At 49.3% G+C, this 22,270-nt stretch carries 18 protein-coding genes; 3 read left to right on the top strand and 15 right to left on the bottom strand.

The window, feature by feature from the left end:
• Window positions 1-20 precede the first annotated feature (20 nt).
• On the bottom strand, window positions 21-701 hold the full coding sequence (locus LRR79_RS10885) for a DUF998 domain-containing protein (RefSeq protein WP_231757232.1): 681 nt from the start codon (window positions 699-701) through the stop codon (window positions 21-23).
• A gap of 329 nt (window positions 702-1,030) precedes the next feature.
• Here LRR79_RS10885 and LRR79_RS10880 point away from each other — a divergent pair, with 329 nt between their 5' ends.
• Window positions 1,031-1,627 (top strand): hypothetical protein, encoded by a 597-nt coding sequence (locus LRR79_RS10880; RefSeq protein WP_231757231.1) that lies wholly within the window; start codon window positions 1,031-1,033, stop codon window positions 1,625-1,627.
• A 108-nt stretch (window positions 1,628-1,735) separates the two neighbouring features.
• Here the strand turns inward: LRR79_RS10880 and LRR79_RS10875 are convergent, their stop codons facing one another.
• Complete coding sequence (locus tag LRR79_RS10875) at window positions 1,736-2,311, bottom strand: CGNR zinc finger domain-containing protein (protein ID WP_231757230.1); 576 nt, start codon at window positions 2,309-2,311, stop codon at window positions 1,736-1,738.
• A 100-nt stretch (window positions 2,312-2,411) separates the two neighbouring features.
• Here LRR79_RS10875 and LRR79_RS10870 point away from each other — a divergent pair, with 100 nt between their 5' ends.
• Window positions 2,412-3,362 carry an alpha/beta fold hydrolase gene (locus tag LRR79_RS10870; RefSeq protein WP_231757229.1) on the top strand — a complete coding sequence of 317 codons (951 nt, stop codon included), beginning with the start codon at window positions 2,412-2,414 and terminating at the stop codon, window positions 3,360-3,362.
• Between the two features lie 126 nt (window positions 3,363-3,488).
• Window positions 3,489-4,262: an OmpW/AlkL family protein gene (locus LRR79_RS10865; RefSeq protein WP_231757228.1), complete on the top strand. Its 774-nt coding sequence runs from the start codon at window positions 3,489-3,491 to the stop codon at window positions 4,260-4,262.
• Window positions 4,263-4,342: 80 nt separating this feature from the next.
• On the opposite strand, the gene LRR79_RS10860 is transcribed toward LRR79_RS10865, so the two are convergent.
• From LRR79_RS10860 to acnD, 13 genes are all read right to left on the bottom strand, one after another.
• Window positions 4,343-4,525, bottom strand: a complete 183-nt coding sequence (locus tag LRR79_RS10860; RefSeq protein ID WP_231757227.1) for a hypothetical protein — start codon at window positions 4,523-4,525, stop codon at window positions 4,343-4,345.
• Window positions 4,526-5,299: 774 nt separating this feature from the next.
• Window positions 5,300-6,103: a competence protein CoiA gene (locus LRR79_RS10855; RefSeq protein WP_231757226.1), complete on the bottom strand. Its 804-nt coding sequence runs from the start codon at window positions 6,101-6,103 to the stop codon at window positions 5,300-5,302.
• Between the two features lie 482 nt (window positions 6,104-6,585).
• Complete coding sequence (locus LRR79_RS10850) at window positions 6,586-6,786, bottom strand: hypothetical protein (RefSeq protein ID WP_231757225.1); 201 nt, start codon at window positions 6,784-6,786, stop codon at window positions 6,586-6,588.
• A 270-nt stretch (window positions 6,787-7,056) separates the two neighbouring features.
• The gene (locus LRR79_RS10845) at window positions 7,057-7,710 is read right to left on the bottom strand and encodes a uracil-DNA glycosylase (RefSeq protein WP_231757224.1); all 654 of its coding nucleotides are present in this window, start codon (window positions 7,708-7,710) and stop codon (window positions 7,057-7,059) included.
• The gene (locus LRR79_RS10840; RefSeq protein ID WP_231757223.1) at window positions 7,707-8,870 is read right to left on the bottom strand and encodes a nucleoside triphosphate pyrophosphohydrolase family protein; all 1,164 of its coding nucleotides are present in this window, start codon (window positions 8,868-8,870) and stop codon (window positions 7,707-7,709) included. Before LRR79_RS10840 ends, LRR79_RS10845 begins: the two co-directional genes overlap by 4 nt.
• Before the next feature lie 30 nt (window positions 8,871-8,900).
• The gene (locus LRR79_RS10835) at window positions 8,901-10,994 is read right to left on the bottom strand and encodes a TIR domain-containing protein (RefSeq protein ID WP_231757222.1); all 2,094 of its coding nucleotides are present in this window, start codon (window positions 10,992-10,994) and stop codon (window positions 8,901-8,903) included.
• Window positions 10,987-11,655, bottom strand: coding sequence for an Nmad2 family putative nucleotide modification protein (locus tag LRR79_RS10830; RefSeq protein ID WP_231757221.1), 669 nt, complete (start codon window positions 11,653-11,655; stop codon window positions 10,987-10,989). Before LRR79_RS10830 ends, LRR79_RS10835 begins: the two co-directional genes overlap by 8 nt.
• Window positions 11,649-12,137: a TIR domain-containing protein gene (locus LRR79_RS10825; RefSeq protein WP_231757220.1), complete on the bottom strand. Its 489-nt coding sequence runs from the start codon at window positions 12,135-12,137 to the stop codon at window positions 11,649-11,651. Before LRR79_RS10825 ends, LRR79_RS10830 begins: the two co-directional genes overlap by 7 nt.
• Window positions 12,138-12,561: 424 nt before the next feature.
• Window positions 12,562-12,933: a PrpF domain-containing protein gene (locus LRR79_RS10820; RefSeq protein ID WP_241301343.1), complete on the bottom strand. Its 372-nt coding sequence runs from the start codon at window positions 12,931-12,933 to the stop codon at window positions 12,562-12,564.
• A gap of 160 nt (window positions 12,934-13,093) precedes the next feature.
• Window positions 13,094-14,977: a 3'-5' exonuclease gene (locus LRR79_RS10815; protein WP_231757219.1), complete on the bottom strand. Its 1,884-nt coding sequence runs from the start codon at window positions 14,975-14,977 to the stop codon at window positions 13,094-13,096.
• Window positions 14,978-15,771: 794 nt separating this feature from the next.
• On the bottom strand, window positions 15,772-17,493 hold the full coding sequence (locus tag LRR79_RS10810) for a PDZ domain-containing protein (RefSeq protein ID WP_231757218.1): 1,722 nt from the start codon (window positions 17,491-17,493) through the stop codon (window positions 15,772-15,774).
• A 661-nt stretch (window positions 17,494-18,154) separates the two neighbouring features.
• The gene (prpF, locus tag LRR79_RS10805) at window positions 18,155-19,348 is read right to left on the bottom strand and encodes a 2-methylaconitate cis-trans isomerase PrpF (protein WP_231757217.1); all 1,194 of its coding nucleotides are present in this window, start codon (window positions 19,346-19,348) and stop codon (window positions 18,155-18,157) included.
• Between the two features lie 173 nt (window positions 19,349-19,521).
• Window positions 19,522-22,131: a Fe/S-dependent 2-methylisocitrate dehydratase AcnD gene (acnD, locus tag LRR79_RS10800; protein ID WP_231757216.1), complete on the bottom strand. Its 2,610-nt coding sequence runs from the start codon at window positions 22,129-22,131 to the stop codon at window positions 19,522-19,524.
• Window positions 22,132-22,270: the final 139 nt, after the last annotated feature.

The raw sequence follows: 22,270 nt of genomic DNA, 5'->3' as shown, positions 1-22,270 counted from the left end.
CACAGCCCGTATTAACTCGTTCACTTCCCGGCAAGCTCGATTTTTACCCGCTCATCTTCAGCGGTGAGAAAAGGCAACATGCGGCTCGCGGTCATCCACGCAACGCCGAACGCAAACAATCCCGTCGCTTCGACGTAATACGTCAACCGCTGTGTGATACCACTAAAATCTACCCACCCCAGAATATCGAGCAACTGCACAGCCATTGCTCCAATCATGGCTATCGCACAGACTCTATAAATTACCCCCCGAATCCGCGCCTCCTTAGAATCCTTTCTTTTCACTCTTCGATAAAACAGCCAACAGAAAATCGCGAGGATCACAAACATTGTAATTGCCGAGGCGGTATGCAGAATCCCTGTCAGCGAGGGCTCTCTGACAGCCTGTTCCAGATCCCTTCCGGAAAAACAATCGCATGGGAAAAAGGCGACAGCGGCAACAGCCACGGCTGCGACTTTACTCAACACCGCCTGAAACAGAGAGTAGCCATTGTACGACCAGAGAAAGGCCGATATTACACAGAGAGACCCAACGAATACGTTGCGGGCATTATCCGTCAAATGGTATGACAAACTGATAGAACCGATACTTACCCCTGGTGTCAGTAAATCCGTCAAACTCGCCAACGATAATGCGATAACCCCAACAATGAATTTTGCAGTGTGATGATTGATTTCAGGATCCAGTGGTTTCCCATCCATTTGGTTTACCCTCAGCGAATCGGCAGAAAATTCATCGCCCGCCCGTGTGTAGCATAAATTTCATCTTTTCCTTCTATTTTGTTCTCATCTTCATCGGCGTGGTTCTGAAAATATGATAACTGCCGCGCGAATCAGAGCGCAGTGACACGAACCCTGAGACTAATTTAGTTTAGAATCCACGCGAACTCACAAATGATTACCCACGTATTTTCGGGTAGTTTAATCTGGTACCGAAATACGCTCGCCTCTGAGAAACCAGCAGGTGGCACACCCGTCCCAGGTAGGAAGGTTAAACCGGTTCTTCTAAGACTTCACAAGGATAAATGGATATGTCTATTAACGAACACGCAACCAAAGAACAGGTACGTCGACTGGTGGCCACTGCCCTGGCAGCAATCAAGAGCAAGGATAAAGATCCCGGCTGGAATCGCACGCTCAATCACGCACTGGAACAGCTCGCTCTAATCAGCCGCAATCTGAATACCGCCAAACACAACGTACAGCACTTCGGAAAAATGAAGGCCGCCACCGCCGGCCACAGCGCCTACCGAGCCAATCAGTCGATGAACTCAAAGCTCGGGACACTCTCGTCGCTCGAAGCCTTTCTTGCAGAAGAATGGAAAAAAATCGGCAAAGCGCTGAACACGGACATTAAAAAACTGCCAACAGACGGTAAGAACGAGATGGAACTCCTGGACATGCTCGCAGGAGAAATTGAGTCGTTCGATAAACTGCTAAAGCAAAACACCAGCCAGATATCAAAGCATCAGTCCAACCCACACCAAACCATGATAATCCAAAGGGAAATCTCGCAACTGAAAACCATGCCCGACCTTACGGCGCCCAGCATGCTCGTTCTGATTTCCATAGGTCTTCGGTTACTTGCCATGTACGTTGGGGCGAAAAAAGCGAACAGTGCTAGATAGTCGACACAGCGATCTAAGACGGGAGTGGACCGAAATCTGCTCCCTGAAGTGTATGCATGGTCAACGCCACACCAGAAAACCAGGAACTGTTACAGATCACCCTACTTCTCAACGTGACTTCTGCTGTGCCCGTGTCCTGTGTGCCGCCACTTTCATTCGGTTTCCACACAGTGCCATGCTGCACCAACGTCTGCGGTGGGACTTTGTCTGATCATGAAACATCAAAATACAATCAGGTGCCTCACATTGCTTTACGAGGTTTAAGTCGATGTCGGTAACCAGGTGAACAAATGCGTGTGCAACAGGGTGCAGTAAGACTTCATCGGTGATGGCACCATAACGCTCGGTAACAATAAATCTTCCCGATTTATCATCCCATCCCAGATTCGGTGTTGGCGCCCCCTTCTCAAGAATCAAGTTAACGGTATCTGCCGCATAAGGCATCCCCAGCTTTGCCATCGCCAGACACTCTTTCATTTCCTCACGTAGCCTAATCGCCAATTCGAGCAGGTTGGGCGAAGCCTCACTGCTCCGCAGTGATCGAGGCGCTGCCTCTTGCAGCCAATCTAAAACCTTTTCACCGCTCGTTAATCGTTCAACCACACTCTCCCCTGCCAGTGACTCTGTATTCAGGAAATCTAGTGCCAGGTTGTTTGCCACAAAAATAAAGTCTGAAGAAGACATCAACTATCCCAACAGGTGTAACCACTTAAAACACACTTGACAGGTTACACCACTTGCATCTAACCTGCAAAAACACTCTTTACAGGTTACAGGGTTAAAAATGAAATCAAAGTCAACTTCAGCGACGCTGCTCGCAGCAAGTATCGCGATCGGGAGCACATCCGCTGGTGTACAAGCGGATACTCCGGGGCAGCAAGTAAGTTTCAATTATGAACAGGTAGAAGGGGTCAACATCTTCTACAGGGAAGCGGGAAGCCCTGATGCGCCTACCGTGGTGATGCTGCATGGCTACGCGGCCTCCTCCTATATGTGGCGTGATGTGATTACCGCATTGGCTGATAACTATCACGTAATCGCACTGGATCTGCCCGCCTTTGGGTTTACCGAATCCCCTAAAGGTACTGAGTACGACTACACCTTCGCCAACCTTGCCGATACGGTAGATCAGTTCATTGATCAGAAAGGAATCGCCTCCTTCGCCATCGCTGTTCACGATTACGGTGCCCCTGTTGGATGGCGTTTAGCGGTCAAGCATCCAGACAGGGTGACGGCGATCATCTCTCAGAATGGCAATGCCTATGAAGAGGGCCTGGCAGATGGATGGGCGCCCATCAAGAAGTACTGGAAAGAGCCATCGACTGAAAACAGGGAGGCGCTTAGCGACTTCCCAACGCCAGCTTCGATCAAATGGCAGTATATCGAAGGTGTGCCTGATACGAGCAAAGTGGCGCCTGACGGATATACCCTCGAAGGGCTGCATGTATTAAAACCAGGAATGGCGGATATTCAGTTAGACCTGTTGCTCGATTATGCCTCTAACGTTGCGCAATATCCTGAGTACCAAGAGTACTTTCGCAAGTATCAACCGCCCCTTCTGGCGGTATGGGGAAAGAATGATCCCTTCTTCTCACCAGAAGGTGCTGAAGCATGGAAAAGAGATATTCCAGACGCCGAAGTGCATTTTTTTGATACGGGCCACTTTGCGTTAGAGACGCACCAAGCAGAAATTATTCCGGTGATTAAAGAGTTTCTGGATCGCAACTTGAAGTAATTGAATATTGATGGGAACTATTTTTCGACATGGCGCCTAAAGTACGCAGTTTGTTCTTTAGGCCATAACTGGCTGTATTACACTTTTTATTCCACGGGTATAAAGGAGTTACCTCGGATGAAAAGGATGTTGAAATTTTCACCTCTGTTAGCGCCTCTGGCACTGGCGCTTTCCACCCCAGTCTCTGCCGGCGCTTTCGGCCTCTCCGACCCACAGGACTTCATCGTCCGTGTGGGTGGATACTATATGTCCCCGGGCGATGACGAAGTGAGCTTTGTCGATGATACCTACCAGTATTTCGACGCCTTCCGCGCCAACGTCGATCCCGGCTCCGAATGGGGTTGGTACATGAACCTCGAGTGGAAACCTGTCGAGCACTGGGGCATCGAGCTGGCCTATATGGACGGCGACAATCACACCAGTAGTCACGCCGACGGCTTTTTCTCTCTGGGATTCGACAACGTTGAATTTCGTGATGTAGTCAGTTTTGACGCCGACATCAGCACCGCAAGCCTGAAATTCTACCCTCTGGATGAGACCTGCATGGTACAGCCGTATATCGGTGGTGGCGTTAGCTACACCGACTTCGGCGAAGGCAGCCTAAGCCGCAAAGTACGCGACGACCTCGCCGACTTCGGCCTTCGCGGCGACTTCGACCTGGGATCTTCCTGGGGTTATACCTGGCAAGTGGGTGTGGATTTCAATTTCGGACGCGAGAGCGCCTGGCTGGTCAACGTCGCCGCGGTTTACGCGCGATCCATGACCGATATGCGCTTGCAGCTGATGGATGACGTACCGCCGCCACCGAATGTAGAGCCGATTTATGAGTCCTATTCCGGGGACTACATCTATGATCCCTGGATGTTCAATCTGTCAGTGGGCTATAAATTTTCTTTCTGACATTGAAGATTCGGCAGATTCTAATGGGCGCTTCGGCGCCCTTTTTTATGGGATAAAACTAGCCGAGTCAAAAATTCGCCCTACTTCCCAGCAAGCTCGATCTTAATACGCTCATCTTCAGTCGTGATAAATGGCAGCATGCGGCTGGCTGTCAGCCATGCAACACCAAACGCAAACAAGCCTGCCGACTCGACGTAGTAAGTCAGCCGCTGAGTAATACCGCAAAAATCTACCCTGATAATATAGAGCAGCTGCAGGACCATAGCACCAACCATAACGAATGCACAGACTCAATCAATTAGTCCCCTCACCTTCGCCTCTTTTGAGTTATTTTCTTTCGCTCTCAGGTAAAACAGCCAACAAAAGATTGCGAGAATAATGAACATTGCAATTGCCGAGGCTGTGTGAACATTCCCAGTCACCGTCGTTTCTCCGTCAACACCCCGACCGGTAAAGCAATCGCATGGAAAAATGCCACCGCTGCAACAGCTATTGCTGCGACTATTCTCAAGACAGCTTGAAACAAGGGGTAGCCGTTCTACGACCATAGAAAAGCCGATATAACGCAGAGAGAGCCAACGAATACATTTCGGGCGTTATCCGCTAAATGATAGGACTGACTAATCGAGCTAATACTGGCGCCACGTGTCAATATATCCGTAAAAATCGCTAGCGACAGAGCGATAAACCCCACGATCAATTTCTGTGTCTAGTGGCTTCCCATCCATGGACTCAACCTCATACGTTTGAAGTTGCCAGCCGGTAGAGGTAGTTGGCCACAGACCCAAGCATGCATCTGAAAACCGAATTCCTTTTCTACTAATTTAGCCGACCAGCATAGTCGACCATATCCTGTTCTGAACAGAAGCAAGCCTGCCGGTTATTACCCCGAAGTATAACATACTACTAAATCCTGTAGGTCCGAGGCGCAGTGACCTAACCATTGAGAGCTATGGCCGTAGACTAATGGATGGGGAAACTCAGCGAATGCTTATGGGTGTCAAAATGTTGATCTAACCCTATTTATTCAGTTCTCTTTAAAAGCGACGCCTACGGCTTTGCTTCCTCAACACATATCTATCAACGCCTGAAACTGAATTGTTTCGGCTTATAGATACCGATAATCGTTGCTTCCGCTCCTCGTTAACTATCTCTGCATGAATCGGCAATATTATTTCCGTAAGAACCTCATCAAAACGATCCTTACTAAATATCTCGATAAATCTTTCTCGGGAAAACGGCGACAAATATACTGATCCAGCAGGTGTCCTTGGAAACAAAAACCAGAACATAGGTTCTTGCCCCTCTCCAACTTCTTTAAAGTCGAAGAAAACCATTGAATAGCCGTACCACTCTTTTAGTAACCGGCACTCGTCAGGAAAGTGTGCCTTATAAATAGGAATCGAAACTCTCAGTCTGGAACTTTCTTTAAGAACCTTAATAAACTGTGTTCTATCCATTTTCCGCCTTGATCCATCTACCACCCATACAAGCTTTTTGTAGAACCTACTTCTTGATTGACGTTCTTCGTTATTTAGGTATGAATGTTGAAACTCAACCGCCCATCCGTTTCCTGTCTTAACATCAGCAATGTGTTTTTCATTGGATTCGTCAAAATGCACTACTTCTTGCCAAGACTTAGGGAAATAACCTTTCCACCGGCGATGCCACTCTGTTTCATTTTCCCACCATTGATCACAGTTTCGATTCCCTTTATGGGACCAATGATGAACTTTTTGATCTCCACATTTAGGGATCAAGACTGAGCCGCAACAAGGACATATACCTTTCAAACCTCTAGCTGCAACTGTTTTAGCTCCATTAACAAGCGCATATTTCATCTATATTAACCCGGTTGTATTGCATATAACATTGAGTTAAGGAGCGCAGCGGTATGAGTAGCAGAGCCTCTCAGTGATGCATATCCAGCTAATTGAACGTCTTACAATGAGCTCTACCTATCATCTGGTGCGATCGCCTCCCCCATCAGCTCCCTTTCCACAGCGTGCTTTCTACCATTCAGGAGTGTCATTACGAGCGACTTTAAGGCTTCAAACTCGGGGCGTACTCTTTCCGACTGCTTATCAAGTACTTCATTGAGTTGACGACAACTTTCAACTGACTTGTGATCAAGCTGACCAAGCATTTGCTGAATAAGGGCATTTCTCTCCTAGACTATCAGAGGCGAGTACAGCCTTGCGCTGCTCAATGCTTGCTTCGTCAGTTTCGACTGTGAATGAAAATGAAAACCAAGCTTGCTCATTATCAAGAGGTCGCTCCGGTTCCAAGTTTGACTCTGAATACACCGGCGTCACGAAGTCTTTTACCAAATTCCCATTGTTTGCTTAGAGACGGCATCAACGGCCTTCTCGTGATTTGACTGAAGTTCGCTCGCTGCCCCTTGCAGTCTCGAATGCGAAATCAGAAACTTCAGCATCGCTTCCATCCGCTGAAAATTCTGGACATTCCTGCCGATTTTCTTCAACGTTTCATCAAGGGCGGATTGATTCTGGATCTTGGTCATTTATCACGTACTACAAACCAAGTAACTTGTTGCAAGAGAAACGGGGTAGATCATACTTTTGGTTTCAAAAACATCCAGTTTTGTTTAGCGCCATAATGTTGATCTGACCCCATTTATTGCTGCGTATCAGAGCACAAATTCAGTAATTCCGGGCGATGCAATCGGAAACCCCAACCTCAGTCAACCCCCTAAAAACCATTTGGTAGCTGCCTTTCAATTTTTGGGTGTCCTTTTTATTTGTAACTAACCCCCAACAAAATGGAACGCTCTCTATTCAAAGAGTCTTGAGGAATTCAACTTATACACCGATCGAATTTGATCAAGAAAAATATTTTGACCGCCATAACTAGGATGCCTTACCTTATATACTTCACAGGCATGTGAAAGTTTTTTAACTGCATTATCGGCATCATTTCCTATTGCAACGATTCGCTTAGGTTTTAAAAGTTGAACAAGCGATGATAACAATTCTATCCCCACCTCTCGCTCTTTAGCGTTATGCGCTCGATTACTAAAATAATTGCCTGGCTCGTGCGGATGTAAAGGAAATACATTCCAAAGAAAAACAGGACTAGACACTTGAGATAAGACACTCCATATAACTGCTGCAGTCCTCTCTGGAACAGCCACCCCTTTAGTTATCCGGTCATTCTCGAGCCCCCAGCGATTAAGGTGGTTAGATAGGTTAACATCATCAGTTAACGCTAGCCCGGTACGTCGCCCTCCCCGATACCCTAAGTCCCGGCCAATCCATATCGAATCTACTTCAATATTACTGGCCGCCGATAACATTCCTTTAAGAAGCGTCCTCCTCTTCGCAGGGGCGTCATAGTAATCGTACCTTTCGCATCGATCAAAATATGGGTTAAACACATTAGGAAATTTAACGCTGCACAGATCTTTGACAAAACGATCAGAATTCATTTTCCCACTCCCAACGCACGATACCGCAGAGTCCTATTTTCCCTATCCCCAATGACAAATCCACCATTATTCTTTTTTACCTCCCTAAAGACTGAATACCCCTTTAAAATTGCGTCCTCCCACAATTTAAGAGGGCATTGTTCTACTTCATAACCCTGGACAAACTTTTGTATTGTTTTCAACACGTCAAAAGATACCCGATCATGGCCATCAAAATGATCCAACGCCTTCGAATATGAATAAATCCAAGCTGTCAGCCCTTCCTCTACAACAATTGCGCGCCCACTATCTTGAGCCTCATCGAAAATAGGATCACTTTTCCTCTTATGTTTAATTAAAGCTCTAATAGTCGGAGACCAATGTAAAACTGCAGCATAAGCCAAATGAAAAACATCGTGAAACCTATACCCATCAGGACTTTTCATATTGTCAGTTAGAGGGGATCCAATAAAAACACCATTCCACCTAAGGTAAGATTGCCCATTAGCTCTCTGGGAAATTTCAATCTCAAAGTTCCTTGGCAACTGCTCCTCTTCTGGAAAACCCAAATCAAAGTCAGGCAATGAGCTTAAATCGGGTTCTGAAAACCTGCCAAAGGCCTTTCTTAAATTTCCTTTGAGCACATGAGCAAATGAAAGCTTCATAGACTTGAGGGCGCGCAAGTAAACTTCCGCGAAATCCACCAAAGAATCGCGTACATTACTCGAAGTTCTATCCAACTTTAAAAGTTTAGCAGTTAGGCAGCCCAAGTCTAATAATGAAGAGTCCAATGAGCCCATAGCATCAGAGCCAACCACAAAAGGAACAGGGGCACTCTCATGGTTGTTTGCTGAGACAATCTTTATATTTGATTTTTGCGTCGCGACTTCGAAAATATCCGCCAATTTTAACCCATAGCGGCGACACAAAGCGGAAAAGTACCAAAAAGCGTCTCCAAACTCCTCTTCAACAGACTCTTTATATCCAAGATAAGCCTTCTTTTCCCTGTGATATTTTTTGGAGGCCGACATAATGCTTCCAACCTCACCATATAGCCCCAACAAAATTGGAGTTATATCGTCCTTTGAAAACCTATCCGTTTCCGAAATTACTCGCTCATAATCCCGTAACGGAATAGCGCCACTCAACTCTAGCAATCCATTAAAAGTAATATCATTCACAAATAGAAACTCAACCCGTTTGACACAAGCTCAATTGAAATTATAAGCGCTATTTCTCCGAAAAATTTTCCCCACCCCCTTTAAAACCAAATGAATGCACTCGTCAGAAAATTGCGAAACCATTAATCTCACATAATCACTTTCATCCAGGCCGCAATTCTCGGCAAGCCTAGAAATTTCAACATTTTTTACCGCATCTAAGACTGCATCATAGTCGCACGAGTTATTGTGAGCACGAGCTATATTTTGCAGCTCAGAATAACCAACGTTATGAGCAATCTGCCAACTTTCAGTGAGTGACACTGGCGTTTCACCGGACAGCATCAATTTGCATACGTCCTTAACAACGCCGCCAAAACCACCAAGCAAAAACAAGGGCTTATTATTCTGTAATGATATAAAAATTTCTTCCAGCACACCTGGCATTTTGCCTTTATAACCCTTCAACCTGCCACCAGCACAAATGCGCACAGTAGAAGACGAAATTGACTTCACTCTCATCTCAGTTAAGCATCGAGACCAAATGTATGAATTATTTGGCGTACTGGGCTTCAAAAAGCCCCCTTCATCTACCAATTCAACAACATCAGCAGGGATTTTGTGTTCGACAGTTTCCATCACTGCGTGATATTGCGCCCGCCACGCTATGACTTTAGGTTCATTAACGTATAAGGGCCATGCCAAATGATTTTCAACATGGGGGCTTGCCTGCTTTAAACGATCTAATAAGATTCTAGCTTCATCTAATACAAATTCAGTAAATCCGTTTGGCCTAAGGTCCCCGCCATAGAGCAAAATAGCGGATCGAGCTAGTAAATGTCTCGCAAAATCCTGCGCCAAACGGATCAACTCATTGGCATCCAAGTGTTGATCTATAAGATCATCTATATCAACCTCGGAAATTGACATGCCTACCCGCATGCGGTCAAGACAATCCTGCTCAGCATTACTCCAAAGCGGTGTGTAAGCATCTACCTTTACCAGCTCATGCCAATCCGCCTCTGCCGAATAAATTGGAGGCTCTGGATAACATACTTTTTCACATCCATTGGCTTTCAAAGTTAACATCTGTCGAATCTCAGGTGGTCGAGCTAGAATTTCAGCATTTGAGTCTATCCAACCCACCCTCTTATATTCATTCAGACATCGAAGAGCGTAGAAATAGCGAACAGTTTCCAAAATAACAACGGAAAGGATTCGCAAAACATCTCGCGCAGAAATAGGGACACTTGCAGGAATATGCACACAAGGCACATTAGAGGCGGCTGGAAAAACACGATCTTCATATTCAGCCAGGCAATCCACAATCACTATTGGACGCCCATATTTTTTGGCCGACAAGATTTCTCGCTGGCACCAATATCTAGATGAATAAGCGTCAGTGATAAATGCTAGCAGCGTAGATTTCTCTATATGCGATTCGATTTCTCCATCAAACCTATACCCAGGTGAAATTTCATTTGCATCAAAAAAACGGTTCATATTTGAATCATCAATAAACCGCTTCAATTGCTCCGAATTTAATCGGCCAGTATCGCCTGCCTTGGCATGACTTAAAAATATATTTATCGATGCATCAATTCCTACTGAGCCAGACTCACCATCCGAACACCCATATCTATAAACCTCATGAGCAAGAGCCACGATAGAATGTAAATCTCTATTTTCAGCCCCCCAATCACTCACTCGAATACAATTTACTCCCGACATTGCCCCCGTGTGCCCCAAACCTTCCGAATCAATCGCAACTGGAATTACATTAAAATTTCCCAAGGATGCAACAGCATCCACGTAGTTGCGCCACTCTCGCCGCCCGACCGTATTAACACTTGTAAACACGAAAGAAATATTATTTACAGCAACATCCTTCGGAAGACCCGAAGGAATTTCGACGCAACTATTTGAACTAAAGAAAAACATGGGGATGTTTAACTCTCGAGAAAAAGGCCTATCTTTGTCTCTCGAAAAAGCACTCTTAACAGAATCGACAATCGGGCGGACAACCGTGTCATCAGAAGGACACCATATAAAGTTAATTGCCAGTGCAGGTTTATAGTTACTCACCACCGTAGAAATCCCCAATCTTAAGACAGGTTGTAAGTCGAAAAACCAGTCTTTACTCAACTAGCTTCCCTGTGCTCTGGTCAGCTCGCTGGTGTGACAGAGCAAATTGACAGGGATCCCCTAGGACCAAATTTAAATTTGCTTTATTTTCCTGAAAAATTTTCGCTATCAATTTTCGAGCATTTTCGGATTCAGATAAGTCAATTTTTTTTTGACCAATCCCTCCTTTATACCCAATAGACTCCCAATTCACAGGTATTGCAGCCTGCCCGAAATAAAGAAAAAAATCGGAAACCAATACTTGGTCAGTACTTGATGTATCTGTTTGTAAATTTTCAACATTCGGGTTTCCATCGGGATTGCTATGATGCGAATCTTCCTGAACCCAGCTTCCGTCGTTACGCTTATGGTATATGTTATCGCCAACCAACTGCACATTACTTCCATTTCGAACCGCCTTTTTCAAATAAAAGCGCGGATCATTCCAGTAATCTTCAAAAGAAATTTTTTCCGTCACTTTCATCAAATATATACATTTTCTTTTTGCATCAGAAAGGCCAGCGCCAGCTTTACCCATCACCCAATCACCAATCCTCGCACTCTTTCGGATCTTAGGTTTGCAAGTGGCCAACGTGCACATCCCGTGAAAGGGATTTGGAGCAAAGCCAAAGTCTCGGGCAACCGTATACACATGTAAATTTGAATTAGGATCAATCAACACGTTACTGTCACCCCACTAACTTTCGGAGCAGGAGTGCCATCTGGCTTTTGAAACTGACTATTTCCTTCTAACGCATCAACAATGGATTCTGCTCGCCAACCAACAATTGAAGTCGCATATTTCTTTAAGTTTTCTGGGATATCTACTTGATCTCTTAAACCATTCTCATATACCCCTATTATCGGCTTACCAAGTTGGTGAGCGACCTTGATTTCCCAATTCACCCAATCCCTTGTATGGGTCTCTTTGCCGATTACGACAATTACTTGGCTTGCCCACCTCATTTTCATTCGCAGCAGCCTGGCAATGGTTCGATCACTGACCTTTTTTTGTTCAACACGTTTCTGGTTTTCAGGTTTGACCCTAATCGAGCTATTCCTTAATTGGTAGTTTTTCCCACTTACTATTGATGCAAGCCCATCTACACTTGCATCATCTTTGTGGTGATGGCTAACAAATACATTCTTTATTTTTTCTTTCACTGGACCCACCAATTTACACTATCCGAACGTGTTGAAAATGATACCCGGCCGGACCGGGACTAAACGGAAAATATTTATCGTTCCCACCGCAACCTGTTGGTATACATGTCGAGAGTAAAAATCATCCACTATGATTATGGATTATTCACCACATGTTAAAGGACAGACCGTTCAAATCGATATATGAAACGTTGAATTCTGGCAACCACTCGAAAGCGCACTTATATAATTATGCATATTATTAACATTAAGCGCGACCATATCAGATTATATCCGAGGCTAACCGTATAATTCGAGGAGATATGCCCTGGTATACTCACATGCCCTGGTTCAGGGGCATAAAAAAGCGAGCCTCAATTGAAGCTCGCTTTTTCGACTTCCGAAGTCAGCTTGAACAGTGTCTGCCGCTATTCACGGCACCTTGCTAGAAGCTGCCTCCGGGCACCCGCACCCACCCTTCCATCCGAATCCGCGCACTACGGCTCATAATGGCCTTAGTCGCAGTCCACTGCCCGTTGCCAATTTCCGCTTCCGCACCCACCCTCAAGGTGCCAGACGGTTGCCCGAAAGTCACCGCATTGCGCTCCCCGCCCCCAGCGGCCAGATTGACCAGGGTGCCGGGAATCGCGGCAGCGGTGCCCTTCATGGCGTGGTGCAGTTTGCCCATGGAGAGGGCGCGCACCAGTAGGTGGATATCGCCCGAGTCCACATGTTTGCCACTGGAGGCCGTATAGCCCTTGGGTGGCGCGACGAACGCAACCTTGGGGGTATGCTGGCGGGCGGCTGCCTCTTCCACCTTTGCGATCGCCCCATCTTCACCGCGCCGTGGGCGCGGATGGTCTCGAACATGGCGAGCGCCTTGTCGTCACCGTTGACGGCTTCCTGCAGCTCGGTGCAGGTGAATAGATGGGGCCAGGTCACTATTTCGGCACCTGATTCACCCAGTCAAATCGACCTTACACAAATGACTCATTCCCGACCCGATCTCGGCTAGACAGCATTGCGCTCAATTCATTCCGTCGGTGGTGGCTCACCAGTAAATGCTCCTGCGCTCGTGTCAAACCAACATACATTCGACGCACATCACCAGCCAAATCAACATGTCCCTCGTGGCTGGATCGATAGCTGGAATCGAGAATAATTACAGTATCGAACTCCAGCCCCTTACTACTCGGAATCGGCATGATGCAGACACTTTCAGAATTTGGGTCATAGCGCTTTTTATACTCGCTGGAGGCGAGCCATGCGCACGGTATGCGCTCCCTTTTCAAGGCGGCAGCCATCCGCTTCCCAGCAGTGCCCCCCGGGTACAGCACTGCCATATCCTTCCAAGCCTTCCCTTTACTATTCCAGACCTTCAAACAGCGTACCGCATACTCAATTTCCTCCTCCAGCGTTTCAACGCATTTTACATAAGGTTCAACACCACTCTTGCCCGCTGCCTCAGGCTCAACGAGAGGGATTTCGGAATCAGAATTTTGAGAAAAGTAGTCCTTGGCGAATTGATACGCGAAGGCAAGAATTTCTCGGGTATTACGGTAATTCAATCGAAGTATCGTGGTCCGCCCCTGGGCCTTGATTCCCACGCTCGACAAGCTAAACCCAAGGCTTGATTTCCGTTTGTAGATAGACTGCGCATCGTCATACAGCAAAAGAAGTGAATCCGTCTCTGGGTCAACCATTTGAGAAATCAAAGTCAACCACTCAGCTTCAAAATCGTGCCCTTCATCAATCAACACCGCCCCGTACTGGCCTTTGGGAATACGCCCCTTCTCAACGGCTTTAATCACGGAAAGCACTTGACGCTCCCAAACCGGAGCATCTATATCGATCAGATCAACGTGGTAAGCTCGCAGCTGCTCGCCACACCAATCGTGAAAATGATAAACTTGGACTTTATTGTTTATCCCCTTTTCGGCGATAAAGCTACGTAAGCGAGCAGCCAAGGTAATGTTGAAACAAAGTACCAAGATAGGCTTATTTAACGCCTCGGCTAGATAGAGGCATCTATACCCCAAAATCAGTGTTTTGCCAGAACCAGCAACACCGTGAACAACGCGATGACCATCCCCCAAACTGCGGGCCAGTTGCTCTTGCTGGATATCCATGATCTTCACAATGTCTGGCATGTTTTCGGCCAACGACGCCTCGGGCATACCTTCACCGGCCTCCTCCGCACCAAACAAATCATCCTGGGCCGCCTCAATACGGATTTCAGGAAATAAATGCCAGCGAACTCTATCTATCTGAGGTAATGTCAGTTTATTGCCAAACTTATAATTGAACATTCCCCATAGCCGCTCCTGGAACTCGTCAGCCATAACGCTTTCGGACATTTCATCCTGGCAGATTAATAGGTGCCCAGGTAGCAGCTTTTGGCGATATTCTTCTGGGATACCTTTTTCAATTTGATTGCGAGTGATATTGGAAAATACTGCACCATACCCGTAGGGAAAACATAGTTTCCCCTTGTATTTTCCCATCAGCTGCTTTAACTGAGGGTCGCGCTCAAGTACCTGCAAAACCTGATAACTGCACTGTCTGGCCTGTTCAATCGGATTACTTACCGTTTTACGACCGCTGGAGGTTTCAAGATCAACTTCAGCATGGCTTACACGTTTGATGCTGGATGCCTTCCAATCCTTGACCTCTAAAAAAAGAATACCTCTAGCGGGATGCAGAATTATAAAATCCGGGTAGCGACGCTTTCTCCCTAAGGGAATATCAAACCAACAGAGGTAATCATCTTCCAGCAGTGCTTCGAGGCGCCGAGCAAAGCGTTTCTCGCCGGAGGTCATTCTGGACAGACAGGAACTGAGGGATGGAATCAGTTTAGCCATAACGCCCTCTGCGCATGGTGCGTTAGGGCGGTAGGTAAGCGAACGTCCTTGATTGATATTTGCATATCCAACTCGATTACAGAGCGCTGGGGCATATCAGCGCCGGCAATTGATTGCCAAAAAGGACGGAGCCTTCTATCCATACTCAATGGGACGCCATGTTTCGACGGGCATTTCCTATATGCCCGTTAAATTTTTCTGATCTAGATAGTATTTGAATTATGTTTTAAGTCAATGACACAGGTTTGCCCACTCAAGTCGTGATTAAGTAATCCGTCATCGTGGTTTCAACATGTAATTCGGCTAAGATTTAATCAGCGACTGACGCATATAGAAAAGCGAGCTTCAAATGAGGCTCGCTTTTTCGCCTTGTGAAAATTCGCTATTTTGTACCGACCTCTAATATTGGCGTCCAAACCAAATGCAGTCACCGGGCACCTGTACGCACCCACTTACGGATATCCTACTCAGAGCCAGAGAACTCGCGTAACCGTCAATGCATCAATCAATGACTTCTCCTGCAGCGCGTGCATCCTTCAAGAAAAGGTCGACCAGGCTAGCGTCATTCTTATTACAGCCCTCTCGACTCTCAAAATAGGTGTAACAGACATAGTGTTTGAGTGTCGTATCACACAGACGGGCACTGTCGTAGCGCACTTTGACTACTTTTGAAACGTCACTCGCCACCCATCCTGCGCGATCCACATACACGTGACACCGAGGTACCTCCTGGGCTGTGGCTGCGTAAGAGGACATCGAAGCGCAAATGGTAAGAACGGTAATCCGTAAGGTATTCATAGTTTGATTGGTTTCCCTGCAGATAATTGGATGTCGTAATCTGTGTACTGCGGTGGTCGACCCGGCGGGAAATCCACCACTCTTGCCGTAACACGATCGCCGGGTCTATAGCGACGTAGAAAGTCCTCCGCCTCCAACGATGAGGTGAACAGCTCACCATCAAAATCAGCCACGATCATGCCAGGAATAATACCTGCTGAGCGAGCTGGACCATTCTCAGTTACACATGTGGGCATGACGCCTACCTTCTGCACCCATTGCCATCCATTCCAGCGTTCGATCGGCACCTGATAGTTATACGAGACCACTCCACAAATGCCCATGTCAGGCCACTGCTCCCAAGTATTCAGGCGATCAGCCTTCATCGTCAATGAGCGTTGGACCGACACCGTCCGGCTTTGACTCCAGGCTTTGTTTTTGTCAATCGCCGCTTGCTCATTTATCACTCGACGGAACGAACTATTACCGGTGGCCCGGTGGTCACCCCAACGAACTCCTTTTGCTAAAAACCCTGCGTAGTCACCGGCGGAGAGAGAAGCCACGGCATCCGCCACATCCACTTCCAGATCGGGGTTACTATTTTCAACCGCATCGGCGTACTTCAGGTGCAGATCGCGCAGCTTTTCATTTCCAGACGCCGCAGCAATACGGGCCGCTTCGAGATGGTTCTCTATCACAGATTGGCGACTTAGCTCGGGGAAGAAGTCCGCCTCGAACTGTTCAATCATACTGTCGTCAGCATCAAACATTTCAATCGTAGTCGACTCGGATGTTGAGCCCTTAAACTGACTATCCACACTCTGATTGAAGGCTGTTTTTAGGGTACTGCGTCGGGATCCAAATCCGAGAAACTGCCAACCAGACGACTTCTTTTTCACCGAAGATTGTTGAACCTCGCGAAGAAATCTATTGACAATCCGCTTCGCATCGAAGCGCGCTGAAATCGTGGAGGTCTTAGCATCACGGAATTTGTAGGAAACCAGCACGTCCATTTTGCCTTGGCGGATTCTGTTCTGCTCATACATAGTGGGGTTTTCAACCGCGACAGACAGCGTGTCACCCATCGTTATAAAGCTATGTGGGTACGACACAACGGCAATTTGCTCAGACCCAATTCGCACGGAAATTTCTAGCTCCAAGAGGTTTACCAGCTCCGGTGCATAGTTCTCAAACTGCTCGATCATTTTTTGTTGTTCGGCGAAGAGTCTGTCTCTTTCCATGTTTGCTTGATGCAACTGGGGAGCCAGGCCTTGCGCAGGCGGGTAAATCAGAGGCATACCGTTAGGTGCTTTCGCACTCGGGTACATATAATTGGTCACAGAGATTCCGTCGCTTAGTGCGCTAACAAACGCTGGCGTATGTTCCTTACTTGGTAGTTTCTGGTGCAACGCCAACGGAATACTAATGGACCGTGCGAGCTGCCTCGGGCTATCGGCCGGGTCATATAGAAAGCCATCCTCGTCGTAGAATTCAATCGCGTTGGTTCGCGCCTCAACCAATGGCAGTAGAAATATTTTCGTTTTTATATTGTCTGCGCTCTGTAAGGCAAACCCATGCGCTCGATAGAGTTCGTATCCACCGCTTCCGTCGGGGCCGTAATAATCATTGATCTGAAAGCGCCGAGAATTGGGTGGAATCTGCGCAAAAATTTCGCCAACCCAGAAACAAAAAAGTAACCCCACCACAACCTTGGATGCCCATATTCTAATATTGATCACTATATCCCCCAGAGAAAATTACTATGAGTCTATTACTAGCGGCCGATCTCACCTCGTACCACCCATCACGAGAGCACCTTTTCAATATTGCAAAGAACGGGTCTATTAATCACAGTGAGTAAGATCAGCTGTATTTTTACTATTTGATCTTCTAAGCGCTGGCATCTTCTGATCGAACAGCAGCCAATATCAAATTATTCAAGTTTCGCGGAGTAGACTGGAGAAACAAAAAAGCGAGCCCGACTGGTAGCTCGCTCTATCTGAACATTGTAAATCCGCGATCTCTCCTTACGCTTTTAGGTTTTTTGATTGTTCGATGCAAGGGCAAAGAGGCCCCTGCCATACACCTCGAACTACCACCGAAATACTCGCCAAACTAATCATTAATACATTCACATATCATGCTCTACAAGGTGTTTAGATTTTTCGTAGAGCCGTATTCGATCGTATTTCAAATACGAATTGAGTCAATCACTTATCTTTAGCCGGGTGATTTTCACGCCAGATTTTGTCGAATTGAGTGTGCACATAGCCCTTTATAGCTAAGGAATAATTAGAAATTTGGCACAAAAAAAGCGCGCCCAATTTTGGACTCGCTTTTCCGAATTTCAGTGCTTGTTCAAACAGCGTGCACCGTTTTGCGGAGCCTCCTGGACCAGTACTAAAAAGTGTTCCCGGGCACCCGCACCCAACCCTCCATCAAAACCCGCGCACTGCGACTCATAATGGCTTTGGTAGCAGTCCACTGCCCATTGGCAATTTCCACCTCCGCACCAACCCGCAGGGTGCCAGACGGATGGCCGAAGGTAACGGCATTGCGCTCCCCTCCCCCAGCGGCCAGATTGACCAGGGTGCCGGGAATGGCGGCTGCGGTGCCGATGGCCACCGCAGCGGTGCCCATCATGGCGTGGTGCAGTTTGCCCATGGACAGGGCGCGCACCAGCAGATCGATACTTCCTGATCCTACTTCTTTACCACTAGAGGCGATATAGCCCTTTGGGGCGGCTACGAAAGCAACTTTGGGCGTATGCTGGCGAGCGGCGGCCTCTTCCACCTTTGCGATCAGCCCCATCTTCACCGCCCCGTGGGCGCGGATGGTTTCGAACATGGCGAGGGCCTTGTCGTCACCGTTGATGGCTTCCTGCAGTTCGCTGCCGGTATAACCGATATCCGCGGCATTGATGAAGATGGTGGGGATGCCGGCATTGATCATGGTGGCCTTTAGCGTACCGACGCCTGGTACTTCCAGGTCGTCCACCAGGTTGCCGGTGGGGAACATGGCTCCTTCCCCGTCGGCCGGATCCATAAATTCGATCTGGACCTCTGCCGCGGGGAAAGTGACGCCGTCCAGTTCGAAATCACCGGTCTCCTGCACTTCCCCATTGGTGATGGGGACCTGGGCAATGATGGTTTTTTTGATATTGGCCTGCCAGATGCGCACGGTGCAGATGCCGTTCTCTGGAACACGCGCTGCATCGACAAAACCGCTGTTGATGGCGAAGGCGCCGACGGCGGCGGTTAGGTTGCCGCAGTTGCCGGACCAGTCTACGAACGGTTTGTCGATGGCGACCTGGCCGAACAGGTAATCGACGTCGTGTTCGGGCTGTTCGCTCTTGGAGACGATCACCGTTTTGCTGGTGCTGGAGGTGGCGCCGCCCATGCCGTCGGTTTGTTTGCCGTAGGGGTCGGGGCTGCCGATTACTCGGAGTAGCAGGTTGTCTCGGGCTTGGCCTGGGACCTGGGCGGGTTCTGGGAGGTCTTGTAGGCGGAAGAAGACGCCTTTGCTGGTGCCGCCTCGCATGTAGGTGGCGGGGACCCGGATTTGTGGGGGGAAGTTTTGGGGAGTATGAGTCATGGGTTTAATCACTTATTGCGTCATCCCGGACTTGATCCGGGATCCAGGGCCTCGGAGCTGGATCCCGGCCTGCGCCGGGATGACGAGGCACTAGCTGGATGCCGTATCAAGTCCGGCATGACGAGGTTATCTCTGGATCCCGGATCGAGTCCGGGATGACGATTTAAACAGGCTTAGGCGCTGGCTTCGGCTTCGAGGAAGTCGTTGGCGAAGCGTTGGAGGACGCCGCCGGCGCTGTAGATGGAGACTTCTTCCTGGGTGTCCAAGCGGCATTTGACCGGGACCTCCACCGTCTCACCGTCTTTGCGGTGGATCAGCAGGGTCAGGGTTGCGCCTGGGGTGTGTTCGCCGAGAACGTCGAAGGTTTCGGTGCCGTCGATGCCCAGCGTCTCACGGGTTGTGCCGGGCTGGAATTCCAGGGGCAGTACGCCCATGCCGATCAGGTTGGTGCGGTGAATGCGTTCGAAGCCTTCGGCCACGATGGCTTCGACACCGGCGAGGCGCACGCCCTTGGCGGCCCAGTCGCGGGAGGAGCCCTGGCCGTAGTCGGCGCCGGCGATAATGATCAGCGGCTGCTTGCGGTCCATGTAGGTTTCGATGGCTTCCCACATACGGGTGACCTTGCCTTCCGGCTCCACGCGGGCAAGGGAGCCCTGCTTCACTGCACCGTTGTCGTCGCGCACCATTTCGTTCAACAGTTTCGGGTTGGCGAAGGTGGCGCGTTGGGCGGTGAGGTGATCACCCCTGTGGGTGGCGTAGGAGTTGAAGTCCTCTTCCGGCAGGCCCATTTTCGCCAGGTATTCACCGGCCGCACTGCTGGCCAGGATGGCATTGGACGGCGACAGGTGGTCGGTGGTGATGTTGTCACCGAGTACCGCCAGCGGGCGCATGCCTTTGAGGCTGCGCTCGCCTGCAAGTGCGCCTTCCCAGTACGGTGGGCGGCGGATGTAGGTGCTTTGCGGGCGCCAGTGGTACAGCGGCTCGCCCTTCTCTGCTTCCGCTTTGTTCAGGTCAAACATCGGGATGTAGACCTGGCGGAACTGCTCGGGCTTCACGCTCTGTTTGACGATCGCGTCGATCTCTTCGTCGCTCGGCCAGATATCTTTCAGGGTTACCGGGTTGCCGTCTTTGTCGTGGCCCAGTACATCTTTTTCAATATCGAAGCGGATGGTGCCGGCGATGGCGTAGGCGACCACCAAGGGCGGTGAAGCCAGGAAGGCCTGCTTGGCGTAGGGGTGGATACGGCCGTCGAAGTTACGGTTGCCGGACAGTACGGCGGTGGCGTAGAGGTCGCGGTCGATGACTTCTTTCTGGATTTTCGGATCCAGCGCGCCGCTCATTCCGTTACAGGTGGTGCAGGCAAACGCGACCACGTCGAAGCCCTGCTGTTGCAGTTCCGGCAGCAGGTCGGCTTCTTCCAGGTACATTTTTACGGTTTTGGAACCCGGTGCCAGGGAGGTTTTTACCCAGGGCTTGCGGGTCAGACCGAGCTTGTTGGCGTTGCGTGCGATCAGGCCCGCGGCAATCATGTTCCGCGGGTTGCTGGTGTTGGTGCAGCTGGTGATTGCGGCGATGATCACCGCGCCGTCCGGCATCTCGCCTTTCTCTTTATTCCAACCGTCCTCCCAGTCTTTGGCAATACCGCGATTCGCCAGTTCCGATACCGGCAGCAGTGCGTGCGGGTTGGAGGGGCCGGCGAGGTTGCGGCCGACAGAAGAGAGATCGAACTTGAGTACGCGCTCGTATTCGGCATTTTTGAGGCTGTCTACCCAGAGGCCGGTTTCTTTCGCAAACTTTTCTACCAGGGCTACCTGCTCGTCGTCGCGGCCGGTGAGCTTCAGGTAGTCGATGGTCTGCTCATCGATGGCGAACATGCCGGCGGTTGCGCCGTATTCGGGCGTCATGTTGGCGATGGTGGCGCGGTCGCCGAGGCTCAGGCTGGACGCGCCTGCGCCGAAGAATTCGAGGTAGGCACCCACTACGCGCTCGCGGCGCAGGAACTCGGTCAATGCCAATACCATGTCGGTACCGGTGATGCCGGGCTGCAGTTTGCCGGTCAGTTCGACGCCGACGATGTCGGGCAGGCGCATATAGGAGGCGCGACCGAGCATGACGCTTTCGGCCTCTAAACCGCCCACGCCCACGGAAATTACGCCGAGTGCATCCACCATGGGTGTGTGGCTGTCGGTGCCGACGCAGGTATCCGGAAAGGCGACGCCATCTTTGACCTGCACAACCGGAGACATTTTCTCCAGGTTGATCTGGTGCATGATGCCGTTGCCGGGCGGGATGACGTCGACGTTTTCAAACGCGGTCTTGGTCCAGTTGATGAAGTGGAAGCGGTCTTCGTTGCGGCGCTCTTCCACAGCGCGGTTCTTTTCGAACGCGTCTTTTTCAAAACCGGGGTACTCGACGGCCAGGGAGTGGTCGACGATCAGCTGGGTGGGCACGACCGGGTTTACTTTGGCGGGGTCACCGCCCTTCTCTGCGATGGCGTCGCGCAGGCCGGCGAGGTCCACCAGTGCGGTCTGGCCGAGAATATCGTGGCAGACGACGCGCGCGGGGAACCAGGGGAAGTCGAGGTCGCGTTTGCGCTCGATGATTTGTTTCAGGGCTGCGGTGAGGTTTTCGGGTTCGCAGCGGCGTACCAGGTTCTCCGCGAGGATGCGGGATGTGTACGGGAGTTTTTCATAGCTGCCCGGCTGGATGTTTTCGACGGCCTCGCGGGTGTCGAAATAATCGAGGTCTGTGCCGGGGAGTTTTTTGCGGTATTCGGTGTTCATCGTATATCACCCGTTCGGGTTGATTGGTGCTTGATGTTCTTTACCCGTCACCCCGGACTTGATCCGGGATCCAGTGCCCGCGGGTGGTTTGGGGGAGCTGGATTCCAGCCGTCGCCGGATTGACGACGGGGCGGAGTGA

The organism is Microbulbifer elongatus, from assembly GCF_021165935.1.
GTDB lineage: Bacteria > Pseudomonadota > Gammaproteobacteria > Pseudomonadales > Cellvibrionaceae > Microbulbifer > Microbulbifer elongatus.
The sequence above is the reverse complement of the archived record's forward strand: the minus strand, read 5'-3'. Positions and strand labels throughout refer to the sequence as shown.